Here is a 19,020-nt window from a genome sequence, read left to right on the forward strand (position 1 = left end):
TATTTCCGTACTTGGTTTGAACCTGCTGTATAGCTATTACCCCGAAATCACCCTTACGAATACAACCAGACGCGCATTAACGAAAGAAGCTGATCCGTGCTGATCGGTTTCTTCATATAATCGGAGGCTCCGGCTTCAATACACTTGGCCCGGTCCTCCTTCATAGCCTTGGCTGTGAGGGCGATAATCGGCAATTTCTGGTACTGCGGCATCTGCCGGATGCGGCGCATAGCTTCATATCCGTCCATCTCCGGCATCATCATATCCATCAGCACCAGATCATAATCACTCTGTTCGACAAGCATGTCGATGGCCTCGCGGCCGTTCTCGGCAAATTTCACTTCCATGTGATAGCCTTCGAGCACGCTGGAGAGAGCAAAGACGTTGCGGATGTCATCATCGACGAGCAGTATTTTTTTTCCTTCAAACAGTTCCTCTTTATTGTGCAGCTTTTGCAGGATTTTACGCTTATCTTCCGGCAGATTTGCTTCTACCCGGTGCATGAACAGCGTTGTCTCATCCAAAAGCCGTTCCGGCGAGCGGACATCCTTGATGATAATGGATTCCGCATATTTGCGCAGCTTGGTCTCTTCCTTGCTGTCCAGATCCTTGCCGGTATAAATAATAATCGGCAGATCGTTCAGCTCCTCATCGTCGCGGATCTGATCCAGCAGCTCGAAGCCGGTCATATCATCCAGCATCAGATCAAGCACCATACAGTCATATCTCTGCTTGTGCAGCTCATTCAGCGCCTCTTGGCCTGAAGACACCGCCGTAATCACTACATCGTCATGTCCGATAAGCTCCTCGATGGAACGGCGCTGGATATCGTCATCCTCGACAATCAAGAGATGCTTCATCGTGCTGGCGGTGTAATTCTCAATCTGCGAGAAGGCCCGGTCCAGCGCTTCACGGGAGGACGGCTTTCTGAGGTAGGCCATCGCTCCCATCATGAGCCCCTGCTTCATCTCATCATTCACAGAGATTACATGCACCGGAATATGGCGTGTCTGGGAGTCGCTCTTGAGCTCTCTCAGAATCGACCAGCCGTCCAAGACAGGCAACTGGATGTCGAGGATGATCGCGTCCGGAAGCAGGGTCTTGGCCATCTGCAGGCCGATATCACCCTGCAGGGCTACCAGCCCCTTGAAGCCGCGTCCGCGGGCCATACCCAGCAATATCTTGGCAAAGCTCTCATCATCCTCAATAATCAGCAGCACCTTGTCGCCGCTGGCAAGGGATTCCCGGTCATCTTCCACAACTACAGGTTTAGCAGGTGTAGGCGTGATGTCCCCTGCCTTATCCCATGAAAGTTCCTCCCGGAACTCCTCAAGCTGCAAGGGCTCCCCGGCAGGAGCGGCTTCAACCGCTCCCGGCAGCAGGCTAAAGTTCCCCTGAACCGGCAAATACAGTGTAAATACGCTGCCTTGCCCTTCACGGGACTCCAGTCCGATGGCCCCGCCCATCAGGCGGGCTAATTCGCGGCTGATCGACAGGCCAAGCCCCGTGCCGCCATATTTGCGGCTCGTCGTACCGTCAACCTGCTGGAACGCCTCAAAGACGATATCCATCTTATCTGACGGGATGCCGATCCCGCTGTCTTTGACGGATATGGCAATATAATCATATTCATGCGGCAGATAGGCAGGCAGCCGCTTGACGTCCGCACGGCTAACAGAGAACTCTACATACCCTTCGCTCGTGAATTTGAAGGCATTGGACAGCAGGTTACGCAGGATCTGCTTCAGTCTGTGACTGTCGCTATATACACTGTCCGGAAGCGGCTCGTCAAAGGACAGGCGCAGCGACAGCCCCTTCTGCGCAGCCAGTGGAGCAAAGTTCTGCTTCACGAAGGTCTTCAGCTCGACGAGCGGGATTTCTTCATGATTCAGCTCCATTTTGCCGGCATCGACCTTGGACAGATCGAGAATCTCATCAATCATTTTAAGCAAATCTGCACCTGACATATAGATGGTATGGGCGAATTCGACCTGCTTCTCGCTCAGATTGCCTTCCTTGTTCTCCGTAAGAAGCTGGGAGAGAATGAGCAGGCTGTTCAGCGGAGTACGCAGCTCATGGGACATATTGGCCAGAAACTCGGATTTGTATTTACTGGTTACTGCAAGCTGCATAGCCTGCTTCTCCAGCTGCATACGGGCATGTTCAATCTCATCCTTCTTCTCTTCAACCTCTTGCACCTGATCCTGGAGGGCACGTGTCTTGGAGACCAGCTCTGTATTGTAATGCTCCAGCTCCTCCTGCTGGCGCTGCAGCAGCTCCTCTGAGCGCTTCAGGGCATCCGTCTGCTCCTCCAGATTCTCGTTAGAGCGGCGCAGCTCCTCCTGCTGGGTCTGCAGTTCCTCCGACTGGCATTGCAGCTCTTCCGTGAGCGCCTGCGATTCGCGCAGCAATTCCTCAACCACAAGCCTGCGGCTGATGTTGTTCAGAATAATCCCCAGATTATTGGAGAGCTGATGCAGCAGTTCATTCTGCAGCACCGAGAATGGTGTGAAGGAAGCGAATTCCACAACACCCAGAACCTCATCCTCGAATAAAAGCGGGTGGATCGATATATAACTTGGATGCGACTCCCCGAATCCCGAAGACACTGAGATATAGTTGTCAGGCGCCTCCGTCAGCTTGATCGGCAGCTTATCCAACGCGCTCTGTCCGACCAGTCCCTGACCGATCTCGAAGCTCTCCCTGGGCGTAACACCCTCCTCACCGGCATAAAAAGCGCTGCTGACCAGCAGGTTCGGATTATCCTGGCTCTTCAGATAGACGGCACCATACTGCGCTCCAAGCACAGGCGTGAACTCACTGATGAAGGTCTGGGCTACCTGATCCAGTGAGCTGACGCCGCGCAGCAGCTCCGTAATTCGGGCAATATTGGCATTCAGCCAGGCCTGATCGCTCTGTGCCTGGGCATAGGATCTCTCAAGCTGCTGCTTCTGCTCAAGATCCTCGGCCATCCGCTGGAATACCCGGGCCACATCGCCGATCTCATCCTTCGACTTCACCTTGATCCGGCGGATCGCCCGCATTTTACCGTTGCCGAAGCTGGTAATCATCATGGAGACGACACTTAGACCGCGCGTGATGCTCGGTATCACCCACAGAATGACACCCAGCCCGAGCAGCAGCCCTAAGATCATGATCAGGGTTACCATCTGAATCGATCTGCTCGAAGCCTCTTGGGCGTTAGCAGTCTCCTCCGTCATCCGGAAGGCATTGTAATCAGACAATGCATTCAGGCTGTTAAGCACCTCGTTCTGAATATCCTGTCCTTCTGCATTGCGGTACGTGTTGGCATTCTGAAAGTATCCGGCACTCAGCATCTCCAGGACCTTGTCCTGATACTTCAGATAGCCGGAATAGGCATTCTCAATCCGGGATAACATCTGCAATTCCTCTGCCGTCTTCAGCGAGGCCTTAATATTCTCCAGATGCTCCGCAGACTTCAGGACCTTGCTGTCAATTTCCGCCTTCTGCGCTTCCAGGGTTACAGTATCAGCATTAAGCATGGAAGTGGTCAGTATCCGTGCCATGTCGTTCACTTCCCCGCGAAGTCCCGAAGAAGCACGGCCTTTGCTATATCTCTCCTGGTAGCTGTCCAGCTGATTGCTCATATAATGGAGCCTGTCATACCCGATCAGGGTAAGCGCCAGCATAATCGCCAGCATGGCACTGAATCCGATCAGCAGCTTAGCCTTAATCTTCATTCCTTATCGGTTCCTTTCTTCAGCGAGATCCACACCAGGCATTTATCGTCATCACGTTCCGAATTAACCGGCTCGCTCAGGAAGGCAGCGCGCACCAGGTCTTCCTGCCAGTCATGAGTGGCATTCAAATGCCCGATCATGAATTTCAGCTGCTCTTCCTGCTCGCCCTCCACCATCTCCATGAGGCCGTCCGTGAACAGCACCAGATGACCCTCGTCCTCGTAGCTGAGGCTCTGCTGCTGGATATCGATCCGGTCAAACAGCCCGACAGGGTGGCCGTTGCTCTCAAGCAGTACAGGCGTCTTGGCCTCCCCTTCAAAAAATAGCGCCGGCGGATGCCCGGCATTCACATAATTAATCCGCTTCATGCGGGTATCAATGACAAGATAGATCGCCGTGAAATAATACTGGACCAGTTGCTTCTCAATGTATAGCTGGTTAAAGCGTCTGTTAAGCTCCTGAATAACCTTCTCCGGTTCCACATAGGTCGTTACGGTATCCTTCAGGACCGAGGCCAGGAACATGGTAAACAAAGAAGACGAGATACCGTGGCCCATCATATCCAGCAGGATGACCGCATAACGCCCGTCTCCCAGCGGATACCAGGCATACAGATCCCCGGCCAGCTCGAAGGAAGGCTGGTAAATCGCATGTACCTCCAGGGTCTCCTCGGCAAGCGGCAGACTGAGTACCGCATTCTGCACCAGGGCAGCCAGCTTCAATTCATCCTGAATCCGCTGGTCCCGCTCCTTATGCCAGTCCTTCTCGCGCTTCAGCCGCAGCGCGAGGCGGATACGGGCCATCAGCTCCACCTTGTTAATCGGCTTCGTAACATAATCCACCGCTCCGGCATCCAGCGCCTCTGCGAGCTTCTTGGAGTCACCTACAGCCGTAACCATAATAATAGGAATATCCTTTAGATGCTCATATTGCTGGACCACCCGGCAGGCTTCAATTCCGTCCATTTCCGGCATCATCATATCCAGCAGAATCAGATCCACATCGGACGGCCGGGGCTCTTCCCCCACACCGACGCCCAGCAGCTTCAGCATATCTTTGGCGGACGAAGCCGTTATGAAATTCCGGTAATCTTCCTTCTTGAGGATCTCACGGATAATAATTACATTGGTAGGATTGTCGTCTACGATTAATATTCTCAAGCTTCCTCACCTCACGCGAATATTGTGTTAAGGCCCTAACCCGCAGCTCTGTCATTCTATCATACGATATTTACACGGCCTGTTACCAACCAGCTAGATATTGGCATAAAGCAGGTCCCGGCTTCAACAAAGTAACCTCCAGCTCCACTAACGTCTAGTGGGACTGGAGGTTACGCTATTGTACTATTAAGGTCAGCGAAGCCGACCCGCGATTATTGTGGGTTTCTTTTGGCAATGACCAGAACCTTGCCTGTATCAAGCTCTTTCTCGTAAAATGCCGCCTCCGCTGCGCTGAAGCCCAGTGAAGTCATCTTGAAGCGTAAAGCGTCGCCGCGCGAACGGAAAAGGTTGGCAATGGCACCGAACAGCCCTTCTTCACTCAGCCCCACTTCATTAGTATCTGCGGCGTCCACGATACGCCCTTCGCGGTCTTCATCGTGACTGATCACATAAAGATCCTCTCTGGTGTAGCCGCTGCTACGGAGCCGATTCACTTCTTCGATCGCCTGAACGCCGTTCTCCAGGAGCTTGGCATAAGCCTGTGTACCTGTTGAATCCATGAGATCACTCTCCTTCATAATGAATAAAGGCCCAGCCACCGGATGGATGACTGAGCATTCATTAACCCAAATCGCCGCGCTTGAAACAGCTTCAGAAGGAATACGCGTCGAATAAATCCAGCCCGGCCCATTCGCCGCTCTCCGTATTGCGGTAGATCTTGAGCGCAGCCTCTCCTCTAATATAAACATCCCCATCCTCAGCTTCAAAATCAGGCGCTCCCAGCATATCCTGCACGTTCATGGCCTGCGGATTAAGCATCCGTCCATTGAGGCTCAGACCATATTGTCCGGCCTGGGAAGGCGAAGCATGAACATACAGGACAACACCGCCGCATACCCCCGCCGAGCTATCGGCATACTGATATTCAAGACACCCGGCCCAAGGATCTTCAACAATCTGCTGAGGGGTTCCCTTGATCTGCAGCAGCTCCTCTTCCGTCATATATAAGCTAATGCCGGACAAGGAGTCGAAGCTGCTTATGTAGAGATCGGCAGCTGCGCTATGCTCGAAGGCGAACATTACCGGCAGCTGTGCAGCGGTACCGGGAGCGGGAGAAACAGTCTCATCCTGCGGCGGTGCAGATATGAAGGGAGCAAGCAGACTAAGCAAGAGAATAACCATTTTCATAGGGTTCCCGCCTTTCATGAGCTGGTATTGCCCCGTCCTGAGCCCCGCCGTATTTCATTCCATCGTATTAATGGCGGAATTTCTGCCAGATTGCAGCGGCTGCATCCACGCCTTTGAGGGCTGAGGCTATCTTGCCCTTGGATTTGCTTGAACTCACTGCCTCATAGGATTGCACGGTTCTCTCCTCGGCCGGTGTTAACGGGGCTTCTGCGATGGATACCGATTTTGCCTTATCCTTCAGTTCACGTGATTTACGGAATTTCTCAATTACCGTTACAGATACCTGCTTCACGGTCAATGTCAGCTCGTTCATGACATCGCCCAGATTCTTTACAGAATCCACGATCGGGTCAATCTTCTGAATTTTACCCTGCACATCCGCTGTGATGTCATTGGCATGCCGGACTGTTGTTTTGACTTCATAGGTAAGCTCATCAATAGTCTTCTGAACCTCCTGCAGAGTCTGGCTGACCTTGTCGAGCGATTCCTTCGCTGACTTCAAGGTTTTGATTAAAAAGAATACGAGTACTGCGAATGCGATAGCAGCCAGTGCTACGCTAAGTTCAATGATCATTGTAGATAACCCCTTCCGAGTGTGTAAATTATCGGTTTGCACTGTCTGATACTGCATAGTTACCCTTACAGAATTGGGCCGAAACAAAGGTCAAGCCCCTGGAATCCTCTTCCTTTCCTCCCTGTTTCAAATGGATACGCCCCGTTTAAACAATGACTACATCAACGCACAGAAAGGATGACATCTCATGCTAAGATGGTCAATAATTCTGCTGGTAGTCGCCCTGATCGCCGGTATCTTCGGATTCTTCAATATTGTGGCGGCGGCTGTCGGCATCGCCAAAGTATTGTTCTACATCTTCCTGGTCCTCTTCGTGGTCTCACTCTTTATGGGCCGCAGGGGACGATCTATGTAGGCAAGCACGCCGTTAGCTGACTGCCGGACAGGCAGTGCTGCAGGCCCGGAGGCCTCCGCCAGGAGATCTCCGGGCCTTTTGCTGTTCCCGCCAGTCTTATGTAGTGTTGAAATGGGCTTCATTCCCCTTCAAAAAGTATAGGCCTTTCCGCTCAGGTTGTCATCCGTGATTCAGTCCGTAATGAGGCGTTCCCCGCTAAGGCCGGACAAGAAAAATAAAATTTATTGATGCCGCTGGTTCATTCAATGCAATTTATGTTTACATCCTTATTAGCACAGCATGAACATAGAACATCTCACCATCATACCTAGGAGGAATCATCGATGAAAAAATTAGCCAGTTTAACAGTAGCAATGGGTCTTATGGCTTCCTTGGCAGCAACAGCTTCCGCAGCTGAGGTAGTAACAGGAACAACAGAAACTACCAAAACCACTTCTTCCGATGCAGTAACTACTGTAACCGGAGTAACTTACCTGAATCCGGCAGACCCTATTATCACCCAGGCTGATATTAAGCCGGCAACACCTCAGATCATTCTGACCAAACTCACAGCATTCCATCTTTCTGCGGGAAGCACAACTGCTATTGGCTGGTTGGGTGCACAGACTGTTGATACTACTGGTGTGATCACGAAAGACGCTATGGGCAACGAATGGAGAGAAATCTACACTTGGCTGGGTAAAGCCTGGATCAAGGTTCCTGCCTCTGCATACGTAATCAATCCATAAGCGATTCGACATATAGGAGTCATAGCTGCTCCACTCATATGCTGCAGCTATGACTCAACGGATGTACCTAACAAGGCACGTGGACGCCAATCCAAACGGCCTTTTTTTGCGTCTAATGGATGCTAAATTCCCCCACCAAAACATATAAAAAGGGTTATCCCTCCAGTAGAATCTTCTACTGGAGGGATAACCCCGCCATACACCCGCTTGTAGTTCACCCGTCACAAACTTGTACTGCCTGTCGCTTCTTGCTGTCCTAGCTGTATATATTAGCGGATGACCGAGCCTCCGTACAGGAAACGGTTCATCCAAGAAGCGCTAAGATTATCCACTCTTACACCGCCGGAGCTTACTGAATAGGTATGCAGCAGCTTCCCGTCACCCAAATACATGGCGACATGCGTAATTCTTGCCGTAGATTTGTTGATTCCGGCATAAGCAGAGGGAGAAGTTCCTTTATAATCCATGAAGAACATCAAATCGCCCCGCTTCAAGCCGGATACATCCGTAACTGCACCACTGTTCTGCTTCACCCAGTCCCCTTGCTGCCGGGAATCGGCAGGCAGCTTCAAGTTCGCTGCATCCATGAAGATCTGGCGGATGAAATCAGAGCAATCGAAGGTACTTGTATTATTGCGGTCAGAGCCATATTCATATGGTGTTCCCAGATAGCCCATGCCCGCTGATATCACTCGTTCAATCACAGCAGTCTGCCCGGCTGTAGGTACAGGTGCCGGAGCTGGTGTTGGAACAGGTGCCGGCACCGGTGTCTGAACAGGTGCAGGTGTTGGAGCTGGAGTGGCTGGAGCAGGCGGCGATGAAGCACCCGCTGTAATATATTGATCGGATGAGCTTGTATAACCCACCGTCCCGTTTGCCGTTCTTATTTTGTACCAATAGCTGTTGGTCTCTTCAAGAATGGTTACCTGGTCATTCTTATAGAGATATCCAACCACTTGCCCGCTGGTTGCTGGGGTCTCTCTTACACGGACCGTGGCCTGAATCACCGCTGTCCGGGACGCAGGTGCGGAAGCTGTACCTACCCGGATATAGGAATCCCCCGAGCTCATATACCCCACAATTCCCTCTGCCGTTCTTACTTTGTACCAGTAACTGTTCGCAGCTTCCAAAATAACAACCTGGTCGCCTTTATTCAGATATTTCAATACCGTGCTGCTGGTAGACGGATCTGTACGCAGCCGGACCGAAGCTTCAATAATGCCTGTCTGTCCAGCGGACGCCGCAAGCGTTGTAATCGAAGAATCGGTTGCAGCGAAAGCCTGCCCGGGACTGAACACTCCCAAGGATAATGCCAGTGATGCGGAAACCCATAACGATGCTGTAATTTTCTTGCGTGATACGATCATAGCGTTCCCCCGCTTAGCGTATTAAGAAAATCAACAACGGCGCGCGCTACGTTTGTTGCTTTCTGCCCTCATTATAGGCTGGCCCGGGATTTGGAACATGCTCCAAATTTCACAAAAAACCTTTCCATCTTATGGTAACATACAGGTCTATAGTCTCGATTTCTCCTTGGATTTGGTGGAAATTACAGCTAACTAGGAGAAATCATGGAATGTTAATCCTTGGGCTCCACGTGAACTTGCACATGCATGATGTTGTGCAGCTTGGTCATCCGTTCTTCAATCGAGTCGCTGATCTCATGCCCTTCCATGACTGTCATGCGGGCATTCACCTCTACGACTACATCCACCAGCACATGATTGCCGTGTACACGGGCCTTCAGATCCTTGATGCCCTCTACGCCCGGTGTCCGGGCAATGGTGCTGCGCAGGTCCAGCAGCTTGTCTTCGTCAAAGCCGTCCGTCAGCCGGTACGTGGAATCGCGGAAAATATCCCAGGCGGTCTTGATAATCAGCAAGCCGACTCCGATGGCAGCCGCGGAATCGATCCACGGCAGTCCGAATTGTGCCCCTACAATCCCTACAGCTGCACCTACGCTTACGATAGCATCCGAGAAATTATCCTTGGCAGCAGCCATCAGAGCATGGTTATTGATCCGCTTCGCCAAACGCTTGTTATATATATATACCCCCATCATCGCTACGGCACACACCAGCGCCACTCCGGCCGACCAGAGCTGCGGTACAGCCTTGCTTCCCTCAAACAAAGAGCGTACCGCTTCCACTATAACCTGGATGCCCACCAGCGCCATAATGAAAGAAGCCATCAGCGCGGCAACCGTCTCGGCCCGGAAATGTCCGTAGGTATGATCGGAATCCGGCGGCTTCCGCGAGATGCGCAGCCCGATCAGCACCGCCAGCGAGGCCACAATATCGGTTAAATTGTTGAATCCGTCCGCCAGGAGCGCACTGGAAGCGAACAAGTAGCCGCAGATCAGCTTGAAGGCAGACAGAACCAGATAAGCAGCAATGCTGACCATCGCACCCTTTTCACCCTTGCGTATATCCTCATAAATATCGGTCATTTCTGCCGCCCCTCCCATCCTTTGCCGCATAATTACAGGAAAACTTTCTTTGAGTTATTCTTGCCCTTGTAGCAGCATTTAAAAACAATTAGAATAAGGAATAAGGACTTGCTGCCTAAGGGGGTAACATAATGAGCGAGAACAATGAGAAACCAAAAATTAATTTGGCTGATGCGATCCGCCAGAAGCTGGAGCAGAAAAAACAGCATGCTTCAGGAAAACCGGGTTCAACCTTCCAGGCCGGCTCCGCGAAGCCGCTGAAAAGCCAGAATAACAAGAAGCCTAACAATCAGCGCCGCCGGACTGGCGGTTCCTAGACTTCTAGGTTGTTGTATATGGTGAACATAAACGGCTGCGTAATCCCTCCGGGGACGACGCAGCCGTTTGTATATGAACTCATAACTGTTCATTCTGCCTATATCTAGTTCTTAAGCCTCTACAGGGTACATCCGGGCACGCATTTCCTTGATCTCCGGGTTCTCCAGATACTCGTCATAACTCATCGTACGGTCAATGATTCCAGCCGGAGTAATCTCGATAATGCGGTTGGCAATCGTCTGGATGAACTGATGGTCATGGGAGGTGAACAGGATCGTGCCGTCAAAGTCGATCAGGCCGTTATTGAGTGCGGTGATCGATTCCAGGTCCAAGTGATTGGTAGGCTCATCGAATACCAGCACGTTGGCTCCGTTCAGCATCATCTTGGCCAGCATACAGCGGACCTTCTCGCCCCCGGACAATACGCTTGCCTTCTTCAGTGCTTCTTCGCCGGCGAACAGCATCCGGCCCAGGAAGCCGCGCAGGAAGGTCTCGTCCTGATCCTTGGAGTATTGGCGCAGCCATTCCACCAGGTTCATATTCACCCCGTCGAAGTAGCTGGAGTTATCCTTAGGGAAATACGCCTGGGTAGTTGTCACTCCCCAAGTGTACTCACCCGCGTCTGCTTCCTTCTCGCCCATAATGACATCGAACAGCAGGGATTTAGGCTGGGAATGCGGTCCTACAAAAGCGATCTTATCCCCTTTGTTGACTACAAAGCTGATTTCATCCAGTACCTTCTCGCCGTCCACTGCCTTGGTCAAGCCGCTGATCGTAAGCAGCTGCTTGCCGGCTTCACGCTCCGGCTTGAAGTTCAGGAAGGGATATTTACGATTGGACGGACGGATGTCATCCAGTGTAATTTTCTCGAGCTGCTTCTTACGGGAAGTCGCCTGCTTCGATTTCGAGGCGTTCGCCGAGAAGCGCTGAATGAAGGCTTGCAGCTCCTTCATCTTGTCTTCCTTCTTCTTGTTGGCATCGCGCTGCAGCGCCTGGGCCAATTGGCTGGACTCATACCAGAAGTCGTAGTTGCCGACATACATCTGGATTTTGCCGAAATCGATATCCGCAATATGCGTACAGACCTTGTTCAGGAAGTGACGGTCATGGGATACCACGATAACGGTGCCTTCGTAGTCCATAAGGAAATTCTCCAGCCAGCCAATCGATTCAAGATCCAAATGGTTGGTAGGCTCATCGAGCAGCAGGTTGTTCGGACGTCCGAACAGGGCCTGGGCCAGCAGGACCCGCACCTTCTCGTTGCCGCTGAGTTCGGCCATTTTCTTGTCGTGCATCTCACGCATGATACCAAGACCGATCAGCATGGCGGCTGCGTCAGGCTCGGCGTCCCAGCCGTTCAGCTCCGCGAATTCGCCTTCCAGCTCACCGGCACGAAGTCCGTCCGCTTCGGTGAAGTCGCTCTTTGCGTACAGGGCGTCCTTTTCCTTCATAATTTCATACAGGCGGGTATGACCCATGATTACGGTCTCCAGCACCTGGAACTCGTCATACTCGAAATGGTTCTGTTTCAGTACGGCCAGACGTTCACCGGGTGTGATGTGCACATCGCCGATATTCGCTTCGATCTCTCCGGACAGAATCTTTAGGAAGGTCGATTTGCCGGCGCCGTTCGCGCCAATCAGACCGTAGCAGTTGCCGGGTGTGAATTTTATGTTTACATCCTCAAATAGTGCGCGTTTTCCGTAGCGGAGTGTTATACCGCTTGTGCTAATCATTAAGCATTACCATCCTTTTCACATAGGTTCCGGCTCATTATAGCATAAAATCAAGCAAAATGGCCCTTATTACGGCTCTTATTTAAGTAGAAGTGTTTAATACAAGCCTTGTATGGGCTATTGCCCCGCCGGGCGTTCCTCGGGCTGTACGACCAGCGTCTCCCCGTACCCGAGGGTACGGATACGCTCCTCGCCAAGCCCCTGCGCCACCCTCGCCTGCTCCATCCGGTCCAGCGCTTCGCGCGCGGTATCATCGGCCAGCCTGAAGGTTCCGAAGTGCATCGGAATCATCAGCTCGGCCCCTACATCAAGGAAGGCCTGCACCGCCTCCTCGGGATTCACATGCTGGGAGTTCATGAACCATTCAGGCTCATAAGCGCCAATTGGCATCAGCGCAACATGCAGCTTGAAGCGTCTGCCGATCTCCTTGAAGCCCGGGAAGAAGCCGCTGTCTCCGGCAAAATAGAGGTTCGGCGGAAGCAGCTTATGCTGCGCCTTACCCTCCTCCCCCTCCGGGTGCTTCTGCGGGTCTGCCGGCTGAAGCACATAACCGCCCCAGTGCGAGGAATTCGTATCGAACGGCGTTCTCCGCGTCCAGTGCTGGGTCGGGACAAACGTCAGCTTGACGGCGCCCAGTGTAATCTCCTCCCACCACTGCATTTCCTGACAGTTCGGGAAGCCCTTGCGGAGCATTTTGCGCTTAAGTCCGGCAGGCACCACAAGGGTTGTTCCTGCCCGGTACAGCTTACGGATGGACGCGATATGCAGGTGATCATAGTGGGAATGAGAGATCAGAATCAGATCGATGGGCGGGATATCCGCCAGCGGAATGCCCGGCTGCCCGATCCGTTTCTCGAAGCCCAGCCGCCGCGCCCAGATCGGGTCGGTGATGATATTAAGCCCTTCGTATTGCAGAAAAAAGGTAGAGTGCCCGATCCACGTAATCGTTGTCTCCAGCCGGTTCCCGGCCAGATAGTCGAGCCGCGGCGGATGATTCGGCACTTTATAGGTGTAATCCTTCTTCTTCCGACGGCGTTCCTCACGCCATTGGCGGAATTCCTTAAGTGTTTTATCGGTGCTTACATTGTCGATGTTGTTATAACGTATTCTGGCCATAGCAAGAACCACTCCTTATAGCAGATTTGCCATTTCTGTTGCCGGCGGCAAACCACATATCTTAACTATAGGGTTCCGCAGAATCATTTGCAAAATTACAGGGCCCTGCGGGACGCTTCATTACAAATTGTACCCAAATGGCTAAAGGGGAAACGTCCGGGCATCAGTTGTCAGGGATCAGGCGGATTTAACGGGCGGTATGGGGCGGCATGAGGCGGTATCGGGCGGCATAAGGAAGGATGAAATCCTGCACGAATTGCAACATTCCCTCCCTATCTCAGCCTCATACCCAAGATTGTTGCATATATATCAGCATTTCTACCCCACCGTGCGGTCTTAGTGGGATATTTCCTGCATTCCATGCAACATTCCCTCAACAACCCGGTTATTTAAGAAGTTAAAATTGCAAAGTGTGCAACATTCCCGTTTGAGTTGCTAATTCAACAATATTTTAAATTTTAGCGGGTTCGCGTCCGCCCCTTTGTATTCACTTGCTTAAATGAGGTAAAATGCGGGTAAAGCAAACGGTGCTTATGCTACTTAGAAGAGGAGCTGACATATGAAGATTACATTTATTGAACCGACACCGAGTCCAAATACCATGAAGCTTCATCTGGACGAAAGCCTTGCACCCAGTATCCGCCGGACCTATACCCCGGAGACCCGGCGCTCCGCCCCTTCCTGGGCGCAGGAGATGCTGGAGATTCCAGGCGTCACCAGTATTTATCATGCCACTGACTTCGCCGCGCTGGAACGCAAGGGTAGCGCGGACTGGGCAGCGATTCTGCGCGAGGTCCAGAACCGCTTCGGAGCGGACGGCCTCAGCGCGGAATACAGTCTCGGCGATGAGAATGACGGCACCCACTACGGGGAGTCCCAAGTGTTCGTGCAGATGTTCCGCGGCATCCCGATCCAGATCCGCGTCAAGACCGGCGCGAAGGAGGAGCGCATCGCCCTCTCCAGCCGCTTCACCCAGGCGGTGACCGATGTGGCCAGCGCCGTGATGATCAAGGAGCGCAAGCTCAGTGATTACGGCGTACGCTACGGCGAGCCGCCTGAGATTGCCCGCGAGGTCGAGCAGGAGCTGGAGGCGGCGTATCCGCAGGAACGCCTCGACTCCCTCGTGCAGCAGGCCATCGCGCACGGGGCTGCCGGCGAGTTCGTCGAGCAGCGGCACAAGAAAGAGCAGGCCGAGCTGCTGCGGGACCTGCACGATGCGGATTGGCGCGTGCGCTATGCCGCGCTGGAGGATCTGGCGCCGGGCGAGCAGCTCCTGCCGGAGCTGCGGGCGGCGCTGCACGACCCCAAGCTGCAGATCCGCAGATTGGCGGTCGTGTACCTGGGCGATATCCGCACGCCAGGTGCGATGGAGCTGCTCTATGAGGCGATGAAGGACAGCGCCCCGGCCGTGCGGCGCACAGCCGGGGACACGCTCTCCGACATCGGCGACCCGGCGGCGACGCCGGTGATGACGGCGTCGCTGAGTGATGCCAGCAAGCTGGTGCGCTGGCGGGCGGCACGCTTCCTCTACGAAGTCGGGACCGCCGAGGCCCAGGACGCGCTGAGCGTGGCTGCCGAAGACCCCGAATTCGAGGTAGGTCTCCAGGCCAAGATGGCGCTGGAGCGAATTCTGTCCGGCGAGGAAGCAGCGGGCACTGTCTGGCAGCAGATGTCAGAGCGCCGGCGGAGCTGACGTGAACCTGCCGTATTTTGTCATTGCCTGAGAAGCCGGTATGCCTTATACTGATTCCTGTTGTTCATATCGTTCAAAGATAGCCTCATCATACCTAGGATGAGGTAGAGGTCGCGGATAAGAAGAGTAAGCGCGTGGAGATGCCTAAGAGCCATCAGTGATACGCGCCCAAAGGAATATCCGCCGAAATCGTAACTGCTGCTCTTAGTCCGCAGCTACGATTGGGGCCGTTTGCCGAAAGGCGCGGAACTGTCACTGTGTATTGCCGCCTGTCAGGAGACTGCGGGAGCTGCACTGTGTTGCGCTATCTTAACAGGGAGTATGATGCGGAGCCTATAATCAGGAAACCGCAGCGTCCGTCTGCGGTTTTTTTGCGTGCAGCATGCCGGGAAGAAGACACCGGCACATGCAGGCAGCGGCACTCCCCCTGTGAACAGAACTATCAATCTAAAGGGAGTGTCTTATTCATGCAAGCACAGCAGCCTAAACGGCCGGCAGTACAGGCGGGCAACGCCAATACGCCGGGCCTGCGCAAATCCTTCAAAGCAAGACATCTGACCATGATCGCCCTCGGCGGCTCGATCGGAACCGGACTGTTCCTCGCCAGCGGCGGGGCCATCGCCTCCTCCGGTCCGGGCGGAGCACTGCTCGCCTACACGGCCGTCGGCATTATGGTCTATTTTCTGATGACCAGCCTTGGGGAGCTGGCAACCTATCTGCCCGATTCCGGTTCCTTCAGCACCTACGGTACACGGTTCGTCAGTCCCGCCTTCGGCTTCGCTATCGGCTGGAACTTCTGGTACAACTGGGCAGTAACCATTGCAGCTGAACTGTCAGCGGCCACCGTTATCATTAAGTACTGGTTCCCGGACAGTCCTTCGTTCCTGTGGAGCCTGCTCTTCCTGGCGCTCATGTTCGGCCTGAACTTCCTGTCTGCGCGGGGGTACGGCGAGTCGGAATACTGGTTCGCCATTATCAAGATTATTACGGTGGTCGTCTTCCTGACGGTCGGCGTCCTGATGATCTTCGGGATTCTGGGCGGCAAGGCGGTGGGCTTCAGCAACTTCCAGCTCGGAGGCAGCTCGTTCCATGGCGGCTTCTTCGCCTTCGTGGGGGTCTTCATGGCCGCCGGGTTCTCCTTCCAGGGAACAGAGCTGGTCGGCGTAGCCGCCGGAGAGAGCGAGAATCCGCGCCGCAACGTGCCGATCGCGATCCGCCAGGTGTTCTGGCGCATCCTGATCTTCTATATTTTCGCCATTGCCGTCATCGGTATGCTGATTCCTTATACGAATCCCGATCTGCTCCGCGGCGGTATTGATGATATCGGCGTCAGCCCGTTCACCATCGTCTTCAACAAAGCAGGGCTGGCGATTGCCGCCTCGGTCATGAATGCCGTGATTCTCAGCTCCGTGCTGTCTGCCGGGAACTCCGGGATGTACGCCTCCACCCGTGTCCTGTACGCCATGGCCAAGGATGGAATGGCACCGCGCGCGCTCGGCAAGCTGAACCGCAGAGGTGTTCCTGTAGGCGCATTGCTCGTAACTACCGCTGTCGGCATGCTCGCCTTCCTTGCCTCCTTCTTCGGAGACGGCGCGGTGTACAATTGGCTGCTTAACGCTTCCGGGATGTGCGGCTTCATCAACTGGCTCGGGATTGCCGTCTGCCATTACCGGTTCCGCCGGGCCTTCGTGAAACAGGGCCATTCGCTGGAGGAGCTGCCTTACCGGGCAAGATGGTTCCCGTTCGGTCCGCTGTTTGCCTTCGCTCTGTGTATGGTCGCCGTATTCGGCCAGAACATGGGCGCTTTCACCGGTGCGAAGATCGACTGGTACGGCATTCTGGTCTCCTATGTCAGCGTGCCGCTGTTCCTGCTGATCTGGCTGGGCTATGGCTGGTTCCGCAAGAGCAGCCTTATCCCGCTGGAGAAGTGTGATCTGAGCACCCACGCAGACTGATTCATTGCAGCAGCATATAAATTCTTATCTTTCAGCAAAAGACCGGTTTTGATCCCGCAAAAGTGGGCCAAAACCGGTCTTTTATATATTGCTAGTACCTTATCAGATTTAAAATAGTGGATCAGACGCAAGTCCCCTTCAAATAACATCTTTTTTCCAAGCGGGCCTTGTTCTTCAGGGCGTTTGGCTTAGCGTAACGGACTGAGGTGCGCTTATTTGGGAAGAAAGTCGCCTATTGGGCGAGTAACGGACTCCACAGGCCTTATCCTTTGCACTTCAGCTGCGAAACGTCTCATAGAGAGACTCTAAGGTCGCCTGAGTCCGTTACACTGCAAAAAGTGGCGTTTTCGCGGGGATAAGATCTCTCCGGTCCGTTAGATTTTGGGTTGTAACTCTGACGCTTTACTAGCTTAAATTTGCTTCTCTTCGTGGGAACCCCGGCAACTGCTGTTTATGCCCAGGTTGTGATCGTTTCAACCGGCAGACGGTAGGATGGATACCCCTCTTTGGCGGCTTTGCCTATCGAGATCAGCATGACCGGCTGGAACCGTTCTTTGTCCAGGCCGAACACTTCTGCAATATGCTCCTTGTCATAGCCGGCCATCGGGTTGGTATCGTATCCGTGGGCGCGGGCCACCAGCATTAACTGCATCGCTACAAGCCCCGAGTCAATCAGATTGACATCCCGCAATTCGGACGCGGAAATGTTCGCATAATAAGGCTTGACCTGCTGCAGCTGCATGTCCATCACTTCGCGGGGCATGTACCCAAGCTCCACAGCCTTGCCGAAAATTTCGTCAATATATTCAACGTTGTCCGTATCATAAAATACCGCAATCACAGCCGAGGAGGTGAGCGCCTGGGTCTGGTTGAAGGAGGCCAGCGGTGCAAGCTTCGCTTTGCCTTCAGCGCTGTCAATGACCAGGAAACGCCACGGCTGCATGTTAATGGAAGAGGGGGCGCGGGAAGCTTCCGCCAGAATCTCTGTCAGTTCCTCTCTGCTGATTTTCACCTCAGGATCATAGACTTTCACGGAACGGCGTTCCAGGACAATTTCATTGAAATCATTGGTTTTATGGTATTTCCCCATCATTGTGCTCATGTACATTTCTCTCCTTTTATATACGGAATGGTACGGATGAACGTGAACGTATCATCACTAGAAGAATTGTAAACTATAAAGTATACTTCATAGCAAGAACAATAAATGGGGGGATTGCCATGAAAACCAGTGAAGTTGCCAATAAGGCTGACCTTCCGATATCAACCCTGCGCTACTATGAGAAAATAGGCCTGATTACGGAGGAGTACATCCTCAGAGAAGAGAATAATTACCGGAATTATGCCCCGGAGATTATTCCGTATCTTGAAGTCATAAAGAATAGCTTAGCTGTTGGATTCTCAATCCAGGATATTAAATCGATGATCTCCAAGCAGGGAATATCGAAAGAGGAACAAAAACGGATCATCGCCGACAAAATTACGGAAATTGAAGCTGCGCAAAAAAACCTGGAGGCTTCCAAGCAGTCTCTTTACGAGCTTCTCGAAATGAATATTACCTGTGAGAACGGGTACGGAAAATACTAAAACCCCAGAGCTGTGCTCCAGGGAGTCGTATAAAGGCGCGGGGGCCGGGGGACGCTAACCTGTAATCCCAGTTCAAGGAGGCCTTTATGAAAAAAATATGGACAGTAGCCTTGTTGACGTTAGCCCTGGTCCTGAGCAGCCCGTTAAGCTGGAGCTCCGCTGCACCTGACTATGCCCGGTGGGGAACCATTGCCGTGAAGGAGACGCAGCAGAAATACAACGCCGAGATCATCGATTACAAGCACATCGGCCGGACCCAGATCAAGCCTAAGCTTGCAGAAGAGAAGTTCAAGCTGGTGGTCCGGAGCAAGGCAGGCCGGGAATTCGGCGTATTCGTGATGGTCCGCTTCAACCCTTCAACAAACAAGCTTCAGACCATCCAATTCCTGGAGACCAAGGCCTGAAGTGCACCCTGGCTGGTTCGCCGGGTAGCTGCACG

General features: G+C 53.1%; 17 protein-coding genes and 1 riboswitch. Of the genes, 7 read left to right on the forward strand and 10 right to left on the reverse strand.

Annotation, left to right across the window (positions count from 1 at the left end; genetic code table 11):
- Window positions 1-53: 53 nt before the first annotated feature.
- The 5 genes from NST69_RS26465 to NST69_RS26485 form a co-directional block, all read right to left on the reverse strand.
- Window positions 54-3,722, reverse strand: coding sequence for a response regulator (locus NST69_RS26465; protein ID WP_340957953.1), 3,669 nt, complete (start codon window positions 3,720-3,722; stop codon window positions 54-56).
- Window positions 3,719-4,882, reverse strand: coding sequence for a fused response regulator/phosphatase (locus NST69_RS26470; RefSeq protein ID WP_339251306.1), 1,164 nt, complete (start codon window positions 4,880-4,882; stop codon window positions 3,719-3,721). The genes NST69_RS26465 and NST69_RS26470 overlap by 4 nt, the downstream gene beginning before the upstream one ends.
- A 212-nt stretch (window positions 4,883-5,094) precedes the next feature.
- Entirely contained in the window at window positions 5,095-5,442 is a 348-nt protein-coding gene (locus NST69_RS26475; RefSeq protein WP_036730305.1) for a general stress protein, read from the reverse strand.
- 91 nt (window positions 5,443-5,533) lie between these two features.
- Window positions 5,534-6,070, reverse strand: coding sequence for a hypothetical protein (locus tag NST69_RS26480; RefSeq protein WP_342547531.1), 537 nt, complete (start codon window positions 6,068-6,070; stop codon window positions 5,534-5,536).
- 67 nt (window positions 6,071-6,137) lie between these two features.
- Window positions 6,138-6,644: a DUF948 domain-containing protein gene (locus NST69_RS26485; protein WP_036730309.1), complete on the reverse strand. Its 507-nt coding sequence runs from the start codon at window positions 6,642-6,644 to the stop codon at window positions 6,138-6,140.
- Between the two features lie 187 nt (window positions 6,645-6,831).
- On the opposite strand from NST69_RS26485, the gene NST69_RS26490 reads away from it, so the two are divergent.
- Both NST69_RS26490 and NST69_RS26495 read left to right on the forward strand, forming a co-directional pair.
- Window positions 6,832-6,999 (forward strand): DUF1328 domain-containing protein, encoded by a 168-nt coding sequence (locus NST69_RS26490; RefSeq protein ID WP_036730311.1) that lies wholly within the window; start codon window positions 6,832-6,834, stop codon window positions 6,997-6,999.
- A 323-nt stretch (window positions 7,000-7,322) separates the two neighbouring features.
- A complete protein-coding gene (locus NST69_RS26495; protein ID WP_076080441.1) occupies window positions 7,323-7,727 on the forward strand; it encodes a hypothetical protein in 405 nt (134 codons plus the stop codon).
- Window positions 7,728-7,996: 269 nt separating this feature from the next.
- Here the strand turns inward: NST69_RS26495 and NST69_RS26500 are convergent, their stop codons facing one another.
- Together NST69_RS26500 and NST69_RS26505 are read right to left on the reverse strand one after the other, a co-directional pair.
- Window positions 7,997-9,094, reverse strand: a complete 1,098-nt coding sequence (locus NST69_RS26500) for an SH3 domain-containing C40 family peptidase (RefSeq protein WP_342547532.1) — start codon at window positions 9,092-9,094, stop codon at window positions 7,997-7,999.
- Between the two features lie 212 nt (window positions 9,095-9,306).
- Window positions 9,307-10,176: a cation diffusion facilitator family transporter gene (locus NST69_RS26505; protein ID WP_339251314.1), complete on the reverse strand. Its 870-nt coding sequence runs from the start codon at window positions 10,174-10,176 to the stop codon at window positions 9,307-9,309.
- Between the two features lie 131 nt (window positions 10,177-10,307).
- On the opposite strand from NST69_RS26505, the gene NST69_RS26510 reads away from it, so the two are divergent.
- Window positions 10,308-10,493 (forward strand): hypothetical protein, encoded by a 186-nt coding sequence (locus NST69_RS26510; RefSeq protein ID WP_036694961.1) that lies wholly within the window; start codon window positions 10,308-10,310, stop codon window positions 10,491-10,493.
- A 111-nt stretch (window positions 10,494-10,604) separates the two neighbouring features.
- On the opposite strand, the gene NST69_RS26515 is transcribed toward NST69_RS26510, so the two are convergent.
- Together NST69_RS26515 and NST69_RS26520 are read right to left on the reverse strand one after the other, a co-directional pair.
- The gene (locus tag NST69_RS26515; protein ID WP_209876806.1) at window positions 10,605-12,230 is read right to left on the reverse strand and encodes an ATP-binding cassette domain-containing protein; all 1,626 of its coding nucleotides are present in this window, start codon (window positions 12,228-12,230) and stop codon (window positions 10,605-10,607) included.
- A gap of 117 nt (window positions 12,231-12,347) precedes the next feature.
- Window positions 12,348-13,346 carry an MBL fold metallo-hydrolase gene (locus tag NST69_RS26520; RefSeq protein ID WP_209876804.1) on the reverse strand — a complete coding sequence of 333 codons (999 nt, stop codon included), beginning with the start codon at window positions 13,344-13,346 and terminating at the stop codon, window positions 12,348-12,350.
- 559 nt (window positions 13,347-13,905) lie between these two features.
- Here NST69_RS26520 and NST69_RS26525 point away from each other — a divergent pair.
- On the forward strand, window positions 13,906-15,039 hold the full coding sequence (locus NST69_RS26525) for a conserved virulence factor C family protein (protein ID WP_342547533.1): 1,134 nt from the start codon (window positions 13,906-13,908) through the stop codon (window positions 15,037-15,039).
- A gap of 97 nt (window positions 15,040-15,136) precedes the next feature.
- A riboswitch (Lysine riboswitch) is annotated at window positions 15,137-15,354 on the forward strand.
- 152 nt (window positions 15,355-15,506) lie between these two features.
- Window positions 15,507-16,994 carry an amino acid permease gene (locus NST69_RS26530; RefSeq protein ID WP_339251321.1) on the forward strand — a complete coding sequence of 496 codons (1,488 nt, stop codon included), beginning with the start codon at window positions 15,507-15,509 and terminating at the stop codon, window positions 16,992-16,994.
- A gap of 451 nt (window positions 16,995-17,445) precedes the next feature.
- Here the strand turns inward: NST69_RS26530 and NST69_RS26535 are convergent, their stop codons facing one another.
- On the reverse strand, window positions 17,446-18,096 hold the full coding sequence (locus tag NST69_RS26535) for a nitroreductase family protein (RefSeq protein ID WP_342547534.1): 651 nt from the start codon (window positions 18,094-18,096) through the stop codon (window positions 17,446-17,448).
- Window positions 18,097-18,215: 119 nt separating this feature from the next.
- Between NST69_RS26535 and NST69_RS26540 the strand changes: the two genes are divergently transcribed.
- Complete coding sequence (locus tag NST69_RS26540) at window positions 18,216-18,581, forward strand: MerR family transcriptional regulator (RefSeq protein WP_342547535.1); 366 nt, start codon at window positions 18,216-18,218, stop codon at window positions 18,579-18,581.
- Between the two features lie 86 nt (window positions 18,582-18,667).
- The gene (locus NST69_RS26545; RefSeq protein ID WP_342547536.1) at window positions 18,668-18,985 is read left to right on the forward strand and encodes a DUF3889 domain-containing protein; all 318 of its coding nucleotides are present in this window, start codon (window positions 18,668-18,670) and stop codon (window positions 18,983-18,985) included.
- Window positions 18,986-19,020 lie beyond the last annotated feature (35 nt).

Origin of the sequence: Paenibacillus sp. FSL P2-0089 (genome assembly GCF_038595095.1) — a bacterium.
GTDB classification, from domain to species: Bacteria; Bacillota; Bacilli; order Paenibacillales; family Paenibacillaceae; genus Paenibacillus_AQ; species Paenibacillus_AQ silagei.

What these genes read in the sequence shown, in the direction of transcription:
- NST69_RS26465 (WP_340957953.1), bottom strand. Translation starts at nt 3,722, where the DNA reads ATGAAGATTAAGGCTAAGCTGCTGATCGGATTCAGTGCCATGCTGGCG.
- NST69_RS26475 (WP_036730305.1), bottom strand. Translation starts at nt 5,442, where the DNA reads ATGGATTCAACAGGTACACAGGCTTATGCCAAGCTCCTGGAGAACGGC.
- NST69_RS26480 (WP_342547531.1), bottom strand. Translation starts at nt 6,070, where the DNA reads ATGAAAATGGTTATTCTCTTGCTTAGTCTGCTTGCTCCCTTCATATCT.
- NST69_RS26485 (WP_036730309.1), bottom strand. Translation starts at nt 6,644, where the DNA reads ATGATCATTGAACTTAGCGTAGCACTGGCTGCTATCGCATTCGCAGTA.
- NST69_RS26490 (WP_036730311.1), top strand. Translation starts at nt 6,832, where the DNA reads ATGCTAAGATGGTCAATAATTCTGCTGGTAGTCGCCCTGATCGCCGGT.
- NST69_RS26495 (WP_076080441.1), top strand. Translation starts at nt 7,323, where the DNA reads ATGAAAAAATTAGCCAGTTTAACAGTAGCAATGGGTCTTATGGCTTCC.
- NST69_RS26500 (WP_342547532.1), bottom strand. Translation starts at nt 9,094, where the DNA reads ATGATCGTATCACGCAAGAAAATTACAGCATCGTTATGGGTTTCCGCA.
- NST69_RS26505 (WP_339251314.1), bottom strand. Translation starts at nt 10,176, where the DNA reads ATGACCGATATTTATGAGGATATACGCAAGGGTGAAAAGGGTGCGATG.
- NST69_RS26510 (WP_036694961.1), top strand. Translation starts at nt 10,308, where the DNA reads ATGAGCGAGAACAATGAGAAACCAAAAATTAATTTGGCTGATGCGATC.
- NST69_RS26515 (WP_209876806.1), bottom strand. Translation starts at nt 12,230, where the DNA reads ATGATTAGCACAAGCGGTATAACACTCCGCTACGGAAAACGCGCACTA.
- NST69_RS26520 (WP_209876804.1), bottom strand. Translation starts at nt 13,346, where the DNA reads ATGGCCAGAATACGTTATAACAACATCGACAATGTAAGCACCGATAAA.
- NST69_RS26525 (WP_342547533.1), top strand. Translation starts at nt 13,906, where the DNA reads ATGAAGATTACATTTATTGAACCGACACCGAGTCCAAATACCATGAAG.
- NST69_RS26530 (WP_339251321.1), top strand. Translation starts at nt 15,507, where the DNA reads ATGCAAGCACAGCAGCCTAAACGGCCGGCAGTACAGGCGGGCAACGCC.
- NST69_RS26535 (WP_342547534.1), bottom strand. Translation starts at nt 18,096, where the DNA reads ATGAGCACAATGATGGGGAAATACCATAAAACCAATGATTTCAATGAA.
- NST69_RS26540 (WP_342547535.1), top strand. Translation starts at nt 18,216, where the DNA reads ATGAAAACCAGTGAAGTTGCCAATAAGGCTGACCTTCCGATATCAACC.
- NST69_RS26545 (WP_342547536.1), top strand. Translation starts at nt 18,668, where the DNA reads ATGAAAAAAATATGGACAGTAGCCTTGTTGACGTTAGCCCTGGTCCTG.